The sequence below is a fragment of the Pseudovibrio sp. Ad13 genome (assembly GCF_001623225.1).
Lineage (GTDB): Bacteria > Pseudomonadota > Alphaproteobacteria > Rhizobiales > Stappiaceae > Pseudovibrio.
Genome location: NZ_LMCC01000018.1, coordinates 267,114 through 280,859 on the forward strand (window position 1 = coordinate 267,114; position 13,746 = coordinate 280,859).

At 53.9% G+C, this 13,746-nt stretch carries 14 protein-coding genes; 7 read left to right on the forward strand and 7 right to left on the reverse strand.

The window, feature by feature from the left end; all coding sequences use genetic code 11:
• The first annotated feature begins 145 nt into the window (after positions 1–145).
• The 3 genes from PsAD13_RS22795 (at position 146) to PsAD13_RS22805 (ending at position 2,810) form a co-directional block, all read left to right on the forward strand.
• Positions 146–1,270, forward strand: a complete 1,125-nt coding sequence (locus PsAD13_RS22795; protein ID WP_057463613.1) for an AAA family ATPase — start codon at positions 146–148, stop codon at positions 1,268–1,270.
• 2 nt (positions 1,271–1,272) lie between these two features.
• Positions 1,273–2,256 (forward strand): EamA family transporter, encoded by a 984-nt coding sequence (locus tag PsAD13_RS22800; protein ID WP_063290050.1) that lies wholly within the window; start codon positions 1,273–1,275, stop codon positions 2,254–2,256.
• 80 nt (positions 2,257–2,336) lie between these two features.
• A complete protein-coding gene (locus tag PsAD13_RS22805; protein WP_063293997.1) occupies positions 2,337–2,810 on the forward strand; it encodes a PAS domain-containing protein in 474 nt (157 codons plus the stop codon).
• A gap of 3 nt (positions 2,811–2,813) precedes the next feature.
• On the opposite strand, the gene PsAD13_RS22810 is transcribed toward PsAD13_RS22805, so the two are convergent.
• Positions 2,814–3,284, reverse strand: coding sequence for a MarR family transcriptional regulator (locus PsAD13_RS22810; RefSeq protein WP_208986883.1), 471 nt, complete (start codon positions 3,282–3,284; stop codon positions 2,814–2,816).
• Between the two features lie 181 nt (positions 3,285–3,465).
• Here PsAD13_RS22810 and PsAD13_RS22815 point away from each other — a divergent pair, with 181 nt between their 5' ends.
• Entirely contained in the window at positions 3,466–3,897 is a 432-nt protein-coding gene (locus PsAD13_RS22815) for an organic hydroperoxide resistance protein (protein ID WP_057463616.1), read from the forward strand.
• Between the two features lie 178 nt (positions 3,898–4,075).
• Here PsAD13_RS22815 and PsAD13_RS22820 read toward each other — a convergent pair whose 3' ends face one another.
• The 6 genes from PsAD13_RS22820 to PsAD13_RS22845 all read right to left on the reverse strand — a co-directional run bounded on the left by PsAD13_RS22820 (position 4,076) and on the right by PsAD13_RS22845 (position 8,448).
• Positions 4,076–5,128 carry a Tim44 domain-containing protein gene (locus tag PsAD13_RS22820; protein WP_063319552.1) on the reverse strand — a complete coding sequence of 351 codons (1,053 nt, stop codon included), beginning with the start codon at positions 5,126–5,128 and terminating at the stop codon, positions 4,076–4,078.
• Between the two features lie 173 nt (positions 5,129–5,301).
• Positions 5,302–5,739, reverse strand: coding sequence for a DUF1284 domain-containing protein (locus PsAD13_RS22825; protein WP_063319553.1), 438 nt, complete (start codon positions 5,737–5,739; stop codon positions 5,302–5,304).
• A 2-nt stretch (positions 5,740–5,741) separates the two neighbouring features.
• Positions 5,742–6,962 carry a CCA tRNA nucleotidyltransferase gene (locus PsAD13_RS22830; protein ID WP_063319554.1) on the reverse strand — a complete coding sequence of 407 codons (1,221 nt, stop codon included), beginning with the start codon at positions 6,960–6,962 and terminating at the stop codon, positions 5,742–5,744.
• Positions 6,959–7,231, reverse strand: coding sequence for a DUF6111 family protein (locus tag PsAD13_RS22835; protein WP_208860182.1), 273 nt, complete (start codon positions 7,229–7,231; stop codon positions 6,959–6,961). The genes PsAD13_RS22830 and PsAD13_RS22835 overlap by 4 nt, the downstream gene beginning before the upstream one ends.
• On the reverse strand, positions 7,231–7,851 hold the full coding sequence (locus PsAD13_RS22840; RefSeq protein ID WP_082596903.1) for a CoA pyrophosphatase: 621 nt from the start codon (positions 7,849–7,851) through the stop codon (positions 7,231–7,233). Before PsAD13_RS22840 ends, PsAD13_RS22835 begins: the two co-directional genes overlap by 1 nt.
• A 27-nt stretch (positions 7,852–7,878) precedes the next feature.
• Positions 7,879–8,448 carry a DUF1285 domain-containing protein gene (locus tag PsAD13_RS22845; protein ID WP_244271787.1) on the reverse strand — a complete coding sequence of 190 codons (570 nt, stop codon included), beginning with the start codon at positions 8,446–8,448 and terminating at the stop codon, positions 7,879–7,881.
• 505 nt (positions 8,449–8,953) lie between these two features.
• Between PsAD13_RS22845 and PsAD13_RS22850 the strand changes: the two genes are divergently transcribed.
• From PsAD13_RS22850 to PsAD13_RS22860, 3 genes are read left to right on the forward strand one after another with little or no spacing between them, the layout of a single operon-like run.
• Entirely contained in the window at positions 8,954–9,967 is a 1,014-nt protein-coding gene (locus PsAD13_RS22850; RefSeq protein ID WP_057463622.1) for a MoxR family ATPase, read from the forward strand.
• Positions 9,968–9,989: 22 nt separating this feature from the next.
• Positions 9,990–10,916, forward strand: a complete 927-nt coding sequence (locus PsAD13_RS22855) for a DUF58 domain-containing protein (RefSeq protein ID WP_063319555.1) — start codon at positions 9,990–9,992, stop codon at positions 10,914–10,916.
• Positions 10,913–13,723 (forward strand): DUF4159 domain-containing protein, encoded by a 2,811-nt coding sequence (locus PsAD13_RS22860; RefSeq protein WP_208986884.1) that lies wholly within the window; start codon positions 10,913–10,915, stop codon positions 13,721–13,723. Before PsAD13_RS22855 ends, PsAD13_RS22860 begins: the two co-directional genes overlap by 4 nt.
• Positions 13,724–13,746 lie beyond the last annotated feature (23 nt).

Here is a 13,746-nt window from a genome sequence, read left to right on the forward strand (position 1 = left end):
CCACGAAGCACAGGGCTTCATCAACCACAAGCGAACAAAACGTGAATTTCCGGTGCATGAACGCCGCGGTTCAATTTACATTCGTGAGTCAACCTGCTTATTCTCAACCATACCTACCGAAGATATATCAAAAAAGTTTCACCAGATGTCTATGCCCCCTCTCTCGGCGATCGGTATTGAGAATTACCGATCCGTACATAAGCTGTTCATGCGAGTTGGTGCCGTCAACGTGTTTGTCGGCAACAATGGCGTCGGTAAAACCAACCTCTACAAGTCGCTTGAACTTCTGCAGCAAGCCGCACTGGGCCGTATCACCCGCGCTGTTTCAGAGGAAGGCGGCGTAGACAGCGTCATGTGGGCAGGAGACCTGAAAACCCACGAAAAGAAGCGCATCATCCTGCGTGCCGATCTGGGAGATCTCTCCTACCGCATCCAGCTGGGCCTGCCCAACCCGATCTCTGATCCCGCCCTGCCCTATGAGACCATGGTGAGAGAAGAAGAACTAAACCTTCTGACAGGCTCCAAGTCTGTCGTGCTGATGAACCGCAAAGGCCCAAGTGCCTTTCTGCGCGCCAGCAACGGCAGCAAAGTAACCTACGACAACGAGCTTTTGCCTTCCGAGACGGCCCTCGCCAGCATTCGCGATGGCAGCCAGTTTCCGGAGTTGGATCTGGTCCGCCGCGCAATTGCAGACTGGCGTTTCTACCACACCTTCCGCAGTGATCGGGACAGCCTGTTACGTCGCCCAAGCCCCAATGTCACCACCCCAACGCTCTCATCAGACGGCAACGATCTGGCAGCGGTTTTCGCTACACTGAAGGAAATCCGCAAGGACACCTTTTACCTCCAGGAAGCGGTCGATGATGCCTTCCCCAACAGCAAGCTGATCATCGAAGCCAATGGGCAGGATTGCCGCTTCGCATTACAGACACCGGAAATCCGCCGCCCGTTCCCCTCTCAGGAACTGTCGGACGGCACATTGCAATATCTCGCCCTGCTTGGCGCTATGTTGTCCTACCGCCTGCCCTCCTTCATTGCCCTCAACGAACCCGAAGCCAGCCTGCACCCTGACTTGCTGGAACCACTCGCCAAAGTCATTGCCAAAGCCTCAGAGCGCAGCCAGATCTGGCTCGTCACACATTCTGAGCAACTTGCTGATCATATTGCCAATCATGCAGGGGCATACCCAAGGCGCATTTATAAAGAAAACGGCCAGACCGGAATTGATGGCCTGAAAATCACCGGCGAATTCGTCGGAGAGGAGTACTAAGTTTGACCCCCAAGGGCTTGATTGTCTGCCTTGCCACCATGGTAAGCTGGGCGTTTCTGATTGTCATAAGCAAAGGCTTGCTACTTACTTACAATCTTGATCCATGGATCTTCACTATCATTCAGCTGATGTTTGGCGGCCTGTTCCTCATCGCCGTCAGCCGAAAGCTGGGCGCAACAATGGATGCGCTCAAGAGCCCTTACACCTGGGCCTACGGAGTTGCCCGTGTCCTCTCCGCAGCCTGTTTCACAGCCTCTCTGCTGTACATCAGTGCGGCAAACGCAGGCTTTTTTGGCCTTGTCTCCGTTCCGTTTTCAGCGCTCGCCTTTGCTCTCTTGTTTTTCCGGCTCCCCACCGCTCTGGAACTGCCCGGTCATCTGATCATTATTCTTGGCGTTGTTCTGTTGATCTCCTCACTGGAAGACACCTACTCCAACCCCGCCGTCTATCTGATGATCTTCTCAGAATTTGCAGTGGTTGCCTCCGTTATTATCGCTGAATTCCACCCGCAAAATCAGGGAGATGACCTGAAGGAACGTGCCTCGCTCAGCGGTGTCATGCTGGTGGCCAGCGCACTGATCATGCTCATCGCCCTCGCCGCCCTCTCTCTCATCACCGATGGCCCTGCAGCAACACAGCAAGCAACGGACTGGACCAGCAACCTGCCGCTCATCGACCTGACACAGGTCTGGAGCCCAACCATGTGGCTCGCGGCCATTTGTGTCGGCATAACCCTGCGTGGTGTGTCCATGTTCCTGTCCATGCAGGCGATTAATCTGGTTGGCAGTCAGAACTACGTTGCCACAATCGCCGCCCTGCCGTTCACCTCATTGCTGTTTGAGCTCATCGCTGACAAAGCTGGCTATCTGCCTCAGACCCTACTAGATCCAATCGCCATCCTGGCAGGCGTCATCATGACAGCGGGTTCATTGGGCATTCTCTGGGCACGCCAGCGCAAGTTCAAAACAGCCGCCGCATTCTCATAGCTTTAGAAAACCCGAGTATTTCTGAAAGCAATTGCTTACTCGCCTTCGCTAAGGTTTGGGCGAACAGCGAGTAAGCGAACATGACTGACAACAAGAGCGAACTGCCGGAAGTCACTGAACAACGCATTCTGGAAGCGTGGAGACTGTCAGGCTGGGCTGACCGCTTGCTGGAGGAAGCAGGCATCGGTGTCACCATCATCGATAAAGACGGCAAGCTGCTCTACTACAACAAATGGGCTTCAGAAAATCTGGATCGTCAGCCCCGCCACATCGGGCACAACGTAAAAGAAAACCACCGCCGCGCCATCACCAACCCGCGGTTTGATGCCATGCTGCAGCTGTTCAAAGATGGCCGCAAAGACCCGGTGCGTTATGTGGCCAATCCATACGGAACCACCACCATACTCGTCACCGTCTCCCCAATACATATTGACGGAGAGCTCGTCGGCTTTTCTCAGTTTGTCTTGTTAAAGGAGGAAGTGCAGGACCTGTGCTGCGTATATGATCAGCATGGCCGCGATCCCTTTGAAAAAGCGATGCTGCCCGACAGCTGATCTTTAGCTGGAAACCTTCTCTTTGGCTTCCGTCAACATCTCCTGAATGTCATTAAGCTGCTCAACCAGCTGGCCAATGGTTTCTACCGGCACATCCAGATTGGAAAAAGCGCAGTGCTGTACGTCAATCACGCCATCACTCAAATCACGCCCTTCTTTCGTCAGGCTAACAATAACCTGCCGCTCATCTTCTTTGGAGCGCACACGAGCAAGAAAGCCCAATTCTTCAAGGCGCTTAAGCAACGGTGTCAGAGTGTTCGACTCAAGGAACAGGCGCTCCCCCAACTCGGAGACGCGCTGATGGTCTTTTTCCAATAGAGCAAGCAAAGTGATGTACTGCGGATACGTGACCCTAAGCTTCTTCATCACCGGTTTATAAAACCGATTGAAGGCGTGGTTGGCCTTATAGATGGCAAAGCACAAATGCTGATCTAAACCAAAGCCTTGAAATTCTTCAGATTTCTTCTCGGCCATCACCGTATTCCAGTCCTGAGTAACATCCTCTTTCCTCGTTCTACCCATCAATATAAAAGCCGTCAAACTAAATCGCACACGATTAATTCACGTTTTGATTGACAGCACCCCACATTTCTTCTTAACTATATCGCATAGGATTTAATCGTGCACGATACATAACAACAACGAGGAATACCAAATGCCAGTTAACGTTCTTTATGAAACAAGCGCAGTTGCTACCGGTGGCCGGGACGGCACTGCGAAAACAAAGGACGGTGCTCTGGAACTGACACTTGCAACCCCAAAAGAACTGGGTGGCGCAGGTGGTGAAGGCAACAATCCGGAACAGCTCTTCGCTGCTGGATACGCCGCATGTTTCATCGGAGCTATGAAGTTTGTAGCGTCTCAGCAGTCTGACATCGCTCTGCCTGCTGACGTGAACGTAGAATCAACCGTTGGCATTGGCCCACGCTCCGAAGGTGGTTTCGGTCTGGAAATTGCTCTCGCTGTTACCGTACCGGGCATGGACAAAGCAAAAGCAGAAGAACTCGTCGCTGCAGCGCATGAGGTCTGCCCGTATTCCAACGCAACCCGTAACAACATCGATGTAAAGCTTTCTGTCGCAACCTAAAGCGTATCTCCAAAAAGTGCCTATCGGTTTTCGGAGATAGATACGCAAAAAGCAAAAGCTAAAGCAGATCAAGCATTTCAGCTAAAACGCGAATTGCTTTAGCAGCACAAGACCCATCGAACCATTAAAGAGAAAGGGGCCCATGAGGCCCCTTTCCAATTTCTATTATCTGCTCTGATTAATCAGCTTGTTGAATAGCTGAGAGCTTCCAGCTCTCACCGGCATCGCGAACAAACGACCAGATCTCGGTCCGCTCTTCCGGTACATCCGGATTGCCTTCAACCACTTTGTTGTTGGCCCGCTCACGCATCACATCAATGGCCTCATAGCGCATTGCGACAGACGCATAGTCCTTGTCGCCTTCACGCCAGGCTTCGCTCAGATCACCCTGAAGCAGCTTGATGCCGCGCACTTCATTGACAAGACCGTTGGACGCAGCCTTACCCAGTTCCTCAGCAAAGTAGCCCATGATTTCAGGCGTCGCGATTTCGCGGATCTTACCGTAATCTTCAGAGCCGTAAGCAGTCCAGACGGTTGTCAGCAGCGCTTCAAAGGCATCAAAGTCATCCGCAGTCAGGCCGATTTCATCATCCGCTTCGGTAGAAAAGACAGGCTTTTCCTCAAACTGAGGCGCCTGACCACCACCAAAACCGGTGTTCGGAATGCCAGAAGATCCTGAACGACGCGGCGCATCCTGCGCACCCGCATCATTAAAGCTGAACGACTGGTTCTGCTGTGGCTCCTGCTGGTATCCATGGGCAGCACCAGCGGCCTGTGGCTGTTGGCGTCCCCGCAAGAAGCGCATCAACAACATAATACCACCGCCGATCAGCAACACCTGCATGATCAGGCCGAAGAACCCGGCCATACCGCCGAACCCGGAACCGAACAGCATGCCTAGCAATCCACCAAGTGCCAGACCACCGAGCATAGAACCGAGGAAACCACCACCAAACAAACCACGGCGCTGGCCTGCAGCTGCCTTGGAGGCTGCCGCGGCATTCTGCTGCTGCGCACCTGTGTTAGTGCCGTTGTTAGGTGTCATGGTCCGCTGAACCGGAGCCGTCTTTGGTGCGGTCTTGGTCGCTTTTGGAGCTGAGTAACTGCGTGAACCGCGGCTACCGAAACTGAACCCACGCTTTGCCTCTGCAAAGTCAGCCGTCACAAAGATCAGACCGATCGAAAACACCAAGAGTGTGAGAAACTTTGGAAACTTATTCAATGCAAGCATGTAACCCCTAAACCTGCCCTTAAACTCATGTTGCCCTCCATATGGGGGCATTCTGTTAAAATTTGAAGACCAAAGTGCATTCCCGAAAAGTGGAAGCTGGTTTTCAGACAAGAATACGCACCAATGAAAACTTCAGAAGCAGCTTAAGTCCCTCAAAACAAAGGCAAACGACTTCAGGGCTTCATTGGATTGTGAAGATGGACTTTTTGAAAGCCAGATGAGGAGATTTCATCACAAAACTCCACCCACTCGCATTTTTGGCAGGCTGTCTTAAACACACCCTCAGCATATGCCTTCCGCATTTTGGTGACCAAATGCGAACTCAGCACAAGCTCATCACCAACACGCAGCTCAGTCCCAAACAAACGAGAGATCAACGTCACAGCCGCTTTATCACGCTCCACCACACTGCAATTAAAGCAATGCGGCTGCTCTTCTTCACTGATCAGAACCGCACAAATCTCATCCGGCCCCTCAACCAGTAGGGCAGCCTCTCCTGCATTCAGGCGCTTCACCACAGCCTCATAGTTCTTGGAAAACGCAGGAGAATAGCCGTGCCCAATAAATGTAAGCACGCATAGCAAGTGATGGCCACGCAGCTTCACACTCATGGTCACTTCACCTCATCAGCCAGCAGCACTTTCACCTGCTCCAGCAAACTCTCAGCAGATTGCTGATAATCCGCATCAGCCCAGATCTGCTGCGCCAGCCGCATCGCCTTACCCATATCAGGTCCAGCAGGAATACCGCCAGCAAGCATCATCTTACCAGTCAGCGGAAAATTCGGTATCACCCAGTTCTGCGCAAAGGCCAGCAGCTCTTTCAGCTCCGCCTCACTCTGCACGATATCACTCATCCAGGCAGTCAAAACCCCATCAACAACAGCATCTGTACCGTGAGCAACCAACAACGCTTTCAACTGCTGTTTGCTCTGCCCGTGTAAACGCAAAGCTTCTGCAATATCAGCTGCAACCTCAATCTGCTTCTTCTGTGCATTAGAAAGGCGCAGGCACTCAGCAACCTTCGGCCCCGCAACACCACCAAGCCGTAACACTGGCTGGAGAGCTGCCTCAGGCAAATCCTCAAGGTCCAAAAGGCGCGCCAAGCGAGAGCTCGCAGCCTCTCCACCTAAAATGAGCTGCAAGATTCCGCCCTGCTCCATCAACAGCAAAGAATCGAGAGCACGCGGTGCAGACAGCGTTCTCAGCACTTCCTTGGTGATACGCTCCTTGGAAAGGTGAGAAAGGCCATCTTTCAGCTCAAGACAGGCAGCATACCCATCCGCATTGATCTCCCCTTGCCCGTAAGTCGCAAAGAACCGAAAGAACCGTAGGACGCGCAGATAATCTTCACGAATACGCGCACGCGCATCTCCAATGAACCGCAGATGCCGGTTGAGGCAGTCATCCAGACCGCCCAGCGGATCAAACAGTTCACCATGACGATCCACATAGAGCGCATTCATTGTGAAATCGCGGCGCTGCGCGTCTTTCGTCCAGTCACGCCCAAACTTCACCGTCGCGTGGCGTCCGTGCGTTTCAATATCTTCGCGCAGACAGGTCACTTCAATTGGCTGGCGATCAATAACCAGCGTCACCGTTCCATGGTCAACACCAGTTGGGATGGCTTTGACACCAGCAGCTTCCGCTCTGGCAAGCACCACATCCGGCAAGGCAGTGCAGGCGATATCAACATCATCCACCACTTCACCAAGTAGGGAATTGCGCACAGTTCCACCAACTGCACGCGCAACATCACCATCTTGTTCCAGAACGTCAAAAGCCCGCTGAACAGCAGCACTGTCCAGCCAGCCGCTCTGTTGTAATCTGGTCATTTTTGAGGAGTCTCGTATCCACCTGGAACGAACTCACCATCCACCACTTGCGCTGGTCTGTATTGCGAGCCTAGAGGCGCGCGGCTTGTTTCTGCAAGCAGCATCAGGCTGGCGATGACAAGAGCTATTCCGCTGATGCTCAACCACAACATCGGGCCATCGCGAAATCGCTTGTCTTTCTTTGCCTTGCGCACAACCATCACCCACACCGCGTAGGCGATAAAAGGAACAAAGAACAACAACCCATGTGTCAGGAGCATTCGTATCATCAGGCATAAACCCTATTGTAAAGCACGCGCAGGATGCCAGCGGTGACACCCCATATGTAACGCTGCTCAAACGGCATGGCATAATAGTAGCGCGTTTTGCCTCTGAATTCTCCGCTTTTTTTCTGGTGGTTCTCAGGGTTCATCAGAAAAGACAAAGGCACTTCAAATACTTCATCCACCTCTGCCGGATTGGGAGAGAGGATCAACGGAGGTTTGACCGTCGCAAGAACCGGCACGACCCGATACCCGGAGCCCGTGTAGTAATCGCCAAGATCACCTAAAATCTCTACTAAGTCAGAGTCCAGGCCAACTTCTTCATGCGCCTCTCGCAAGGCTGCACCCACAGGCCCGTCATCATCCTCATCAATTTTGCCACCAGGAAACGCAATCTGCCCTGCATGAGAACGCAGGTGCGCGGTACGCTGGGTTAAAAGAATGGACGCCTCTGTCCCCCGGTCAACAATACCGATCAGAACAGCAGCATCCCGTACCTGCTCCAGATCCTCACCATAATCAGGAATATCCGGATTGAGGATGTGATCTCCTGCAGGCTCATGGGCTTGACCGGCCAACCGGTCCATCACCCGAGATCTGAAATTCTCTGCTGTAAACTCAGACAAGATAATACGCCGTCCTAATGTCTCTTCCTAAAATCCAAGGTTCTGGACCGTATCCACCACAAAGAATGCGCCATGGCTTTCAATGCCAACAACCCGTCCACCCTCGCCTTCACGCTCTTGCAAATGCGGCGCGAGCTCATGAACCAGTGTCCGCGCAAACAATGCTTCCAACCGATCACGCACAAGGATGTAAGGCTTCAGCCCGCCATCTTCTTCCTGCTGTACAAAACGGATAGGATTGTCAGGCCCAGCTTCAACCACGTCACCGCAATTGGTCCGGATGGTGATCACCTGCTCTCCGTCCTGCTGGTGAATGTCCATCTCCACGGCCACAAACGGTGCATCTTCAACGCTCAGGCCAATCTTCTCAACAGGCGTGACAAGATAATACTTCCCGTCGTCTTCCTGTTTTAAAACAGTCGCGAACAGGTGCACCAGAGCCTCACGCTGAATAGGCGTGCCCATGTAATACCAGGATCCGTCCCGCTTGATCTGCATATCCAGATCACCGCAGAACTCCGGGTTCCAAAGATGGATGGGAGGCAGGCTTTTGGACTTTCCCGCACGCGAAATCAAAGCCTGAAGACCTTTCGGCATCTCCTTGATTTCCGGAATGCTCTTTTCTGTTAATTCGCTCACCACGGTCATTCTACCAATACATCGGAACACACCACTATTGGGGTAATATGGTGTCACGCAAGCTCTAACGCTACCCTCCCTCAAAGCCCGCGCCAAGTTATACCTTTGCGATAAGCATCGACGCAGCAAAATAGAGACGTCATTGGTGGTCTCTATTACGTGCGCAATGCTCTCAATTCTCAGGGGCAAACAGAATCTCAGTCCTCAGACTCACTATCTGTTCACAGAAATGCCGTTAGGGTAGAGCCAACCAAACTATAACCCAGGGATGCTCTGACCCCGATCATATCAAAACATTTTGAAACTGGCTTTCGCGCCTTGCATTGCACTTCTGCCTGCATAGTCAGCCTATTGCTGAAAAGTACAGGCCTATAAATTTGCTAGGGATCGCCTTTTTTAAAACCGAGTATGATGCAAAGGTGAGCTAGGCAGGGTTGCAACGCGCGACGAAAAGAGAGCAGCGATGAACACCAATATGACAGGCATGCCCCCCAAACCAGAGGATATAGTCGCACGCACAGAGGCGGCTTGTGAGAAAATCCGACAGGCAAAAGAGGAAATCGCCCGTTCCATATTTGGTCAGGAAAGCGTCGTTGAACGCACACTGGTGACAATTCTCTCCGGCGGCCACGGTCTGCTTGTTGGTGTTCCCGGTCTTGCAAAAACCAAACTGGTGGAAACTCTGGGCACAGTGCTCGGCCTCGATTCCAGCCGTATCCAGTTCACACCAGACCTGATGCCCTCGGACATTTTGGGTTCTGAAGTGATGGAGGAAGCCCCGGATGGCAAACGCTCCTTCCGCTTCATTCCCGGCCCGGTCTTCGCCCAGTTGTTGATGGCAGACGAGATCAACCGCGCCAGCCCGCGAACCCAGTCCGCTCTCCTGCAATCCATGCAGGAATACCACGTCACAATCGCAGGCCATCACCACGACCTGCCTGCCCCCTTCCACGTACTGGCCACTCAGAACCCGCTTGAACAGGAAGGCACTTACCCACTTCCGGAAGCACAGCTCGACCGCTTCCTCATGCAGATTGATGTCCATTATCCGGACATAGATGCAGAGCGCCGTATTCTGCTGGAAACCACAGGGGCGACAGAAGCCAAATCCAAACAGGTCCTGCAACTTGAAGAGCTGCGGGAGATGCAACAACTGGTACGCCACATTCCGGTGGGCGAAACCGTCATGGACGCAATCCTGAAACTGGTCAGAGCAGCCCGCCCCGGCGAAGCAGATGGCTTTGATGATCTCGCCCAATACATCGCCTGGGGCCCAGGACCGCGCGCCAGTCAGGCACTCATGTTGACCGTTCGTGCCCGTGCTTTGGCAGATGGACGCCTGTCCCCAAGCGTTGACGATGTCATGTCTCTGGCCGAACCTGTGCTGCAACACCGCATGGCTCTCACCTTTGCCGCCAGAGCCGACGGAAAAACCATTCCGCAACTGCTCAAAGACATAAAAGAACGCATCGCCTAACAACAAGCCGACAGGATCGCATATGTTATCTTCGAGGACCGCTCCTCAAGACAGACAGGAAAACATCTTCGGCTTAACGGGCGAAGCGCAATCCATTGCTGATACCTTGCCAGAGCTGCTGGTTGAGGCAAGACGCATTGCAGCCAATGTCACCTCTGGCTGGCATGGTCGCCGCCGAGCAGGTCCCGGCGAAACCTTCTGGCAGTTCCGCCCTTTCCTCTCTGGTGAGGCAGCCCAGCAAGTTGACTGGCGCCGCTCCGCTCGCGACGACAATCTGTATGTACGTGAGCGCGAGTGGGAAGCCGCCCAAACCATCTGGATTTGGGCAGACCTCTCCGCTTCCATGCGCTTCCAAAGCAGACAAGCCACCGCCTCCAAACGTGACCGCGCTTTGCTGCTCATGCTGGCTCTGACTTATGCCCTGAATGAAGCTGGCGAACGTGTCGGTCTGACTGGCCTGACAAGGCCACTGGCCAGTAGAAATTCAATGCAGACCATCGCAGAAACTCTGGTGCACGAGAACCCTGAGGCAACGCTACCCAACCCTGAAGGAATCCGCCGTTTTTCTGAGATTGTACTCTTCTCAGACCTGCTCGACCCACCGGAAAAGCTGGAAGCGTGGATGGCCAACATCGCCGGCACAGGCGCTAAAGGCCACCTCATCCAACTTCTGGACCCGATTGAAGAGACATTCCCCTTCACAGGCCCAACCCAATTCGAAGACCCGGAAAACGGAGAGCAGCTCAAAGCAGGCCGCGCACAAACTTGGCAACAGGAGTACTTGCTTCGTCTGGCCGCGCATAAGGATCAGATCAGCTCTCTGGCCCGCAAATTCGGCTGGAGCTATACCCTGCACCACACAGACCGCCCAGCGGTCGAACCCTTGATGCTGCTCCATTCCCGTCTGGCTGACGCCCCACAGCACAAAATGAGGGGAGACCAGCGATGATCGGTTCACTTCTACCGATTGAGTTTGCAGCACCGTGGGTACTCACCGCACTCGCAGCTCTTCCCGTTCTATGGTGGCTGCTCCGCACCACACCACCTCAACCTGCCCACGTTAAGTTCCCGCCTCTGCGCCTCCTGCTGTCTCTTCGCAACAAAGAGGAAACCCCACAGCACACCCCATGGTGGTTGATCCTGCTACGTCTTATGCTGGCTGCAGTTCTGATCATCGCTATGGCTGGCCCCGTCTGGAAACCTCTGGATATTGCAGAGCCCAAAACAGGCCCACTCTGGATCATCGTCGACAATGGATGGGATGCCTCAGCAGATTGGGACCGCCAAATCCGTATGGCGGAACTCATGGTAGACGGCGCAGCTCAGAACAACAGAACCGTCATGCTGGTGACAACAGCAGATGGCCCTGCCCAGCCCTTGCGTTTGTCCAGTGCGCAGGAGGTTGCCGACCAGCTTCGCGCACTGACACCTCAAGGCTGGCAAGCTGCCCGGTCAGAACTCATCCCTGCCCTGCAAAAGCAAGCAGAGCAAAACGCGCCCGGTGCAATCCTCTGGTTTTCATCACCATTGGAAGAACCATCCACTACAAGCTTTGCAAGGGGATTGGCCAGCATTGCTAGAGCCTCAGACGTGCGCGAAAGCTCTTTCCTTATCTACCGCTCCGACACCCCGGTCTACGCACTCAAACAGTTGCAAAACACCGCCGGCGCCATGACGACCACAGTCCTCCGCCACCCAGCACCACTGGCAGAAACATTGACGGTCCGCGCCTTCGATCGCAAGCAACGCGCTATTGCAGAACAAACCATCGAGACGAAAGCAGGCCAAAGCGCCGCCGAAATTTCATTGGAACTGCCGTCAGAGCTGCGCAACGACATCACCAAACTCGCAATTCTTGGCAAGTCCAGCGCTGGCAGCACGGTGCTCGTGGATGAACAATGGCGTCGCCGAAAAGTCGGCCTGTTCGCTGGCGGTTTCGCCAACCGCTCTCAGCCTCTACTCTCGCCACTTTACTATCTGGAACGTGCGCTAGCCCCTTTTGCAGACCTTCCACCAGCAAAAAGCACAGACATCACCACAGCCATCTCCGACTACTTTGACAAAGGCATCTCCGTTCTCGTCCTCGCGGAAGTCGGCACACTGCCCAAGACCACAGAGGCAGACATTGCCAGCTGGGTCTCCAAAGGTGGCACACTGATACGCTTCGCAGGCCCGCAACTCCCGGAAAAACAAGACTCACTCATCCCTGTTGCTCTCCGTTTGGGTGACCGTAAATTGGGCGGCTCTCTCTCCTGGAAGGAGCCACAGGCACTCAAGTCGTTTTCAGAGAATAGCCCGTTCCGTTCTATCGTTCTTCCTAAGGACGTCACCGTAAACCGTCAGGTGCTCGCAGAACCAACCGCAGACCTGCCTGATAGAACATGGGCCTCACTGGAAGACGGTACACCTCTCGTCACGGCCAAGAAACATGGCAACGGAACCATTGTCCTGTTCCATGTCACCCCTGATACTAAGTGGTCCAACCTGCCTCTTTCTGGTGGGTTTGTGGATATGCTGCGGGCCATCACAAGCATCTCCTCAACGGCAGTCTTCAATCCGGATGATGAAGCTGACGGCACAACATCAGCCTCCGCCCTGCCTCTGCTCAAAATGCTGGATGGCTATGGCAAACTCACGCCGCCTTCTGCCAGTCACAAACCTATTCTGGAGCGCGATTTTGCAACCACCCATCCGGGCCGAGATACCCCCCCAGGTCTGTACGGGACCGACGATGCAGCACGCGCACTCAACCTCATGGAAGATGAGGACAATCTGATCCCGTTAGATCTCAAACCACTGTCTATGGCAAAGATACTCGACTACCCCTCAGAAAAACCGCTGGACCTTCGTGGCTGGTTCTTCTCCATCGCAATCCTGCTGGCTTTGCTGGATACGCTCGCCCTGCTCTGGCTCTCTGGTAAACTACGCCGCAGCCAATTCACACAGGCCGCTATTCTCTTGCTCATCGCCTCCAGCCTGAGCCTGTCAGGTGCTGATAAAACGCAGGCACAAGACAATGCAGAACAGTTCGCCCTCGACGCTTCATTAGACACCCGCCTCGCCTATGTAATGACAGGCGTGCCAGAGGTGGACAAAATCAGCCGAGCCGGACTGTTCGGCCTCACCAGATTACTAACCGACAGAACAGCATTGGAGCCTGAAGCTCCGGTGGGTCTGGATCTGCAAAGCCACGAACTGGCATTTTTCCCAATCATCTACTGGCCCATAGATGCAGGCATGCAGATGCCAAACCCTGAGGCCATGTCGCGGATCAGTGCCTACATGCGCAACGGCGGCACAATCCTGTTCGACACCAGAGATGCGTTTGGAACAGGCTCAAACTCACCAAACAAACTGAAGCTTCAGCAACTCTTGCGCGGATTGGACATTCCTAGTCTGGAACCTGTTCCGCAAGACCACGTGCTGACCAAAACCTTCTACATTCTGGATAATTTCCCCGGCCGCTACAATCAAAGCCCCATGTGGGTACAAGCCAGCGCGACCACCTCAGATGGCAGCCGCCCAGTCCGTGCAGGCGATGGCGTGTCCCCCATCATGATTAGCGGCAACGATTTCGCTGCAGCATGGGCCATTGATACGCAAGGAAACTACCTTTACCCAACCATTCCTGCTGATGGCAACCAGCGCGAGATGGCGGCGCGGGTGGGCATCAACATCCTCATGTACACCATGACAGGCAACTACAAGGCAGATCAGGTTCACATCCCTGCGCTACTGGAACGTATCGGCCAATAGTAAGCCAGCAAACAAGACGCGGA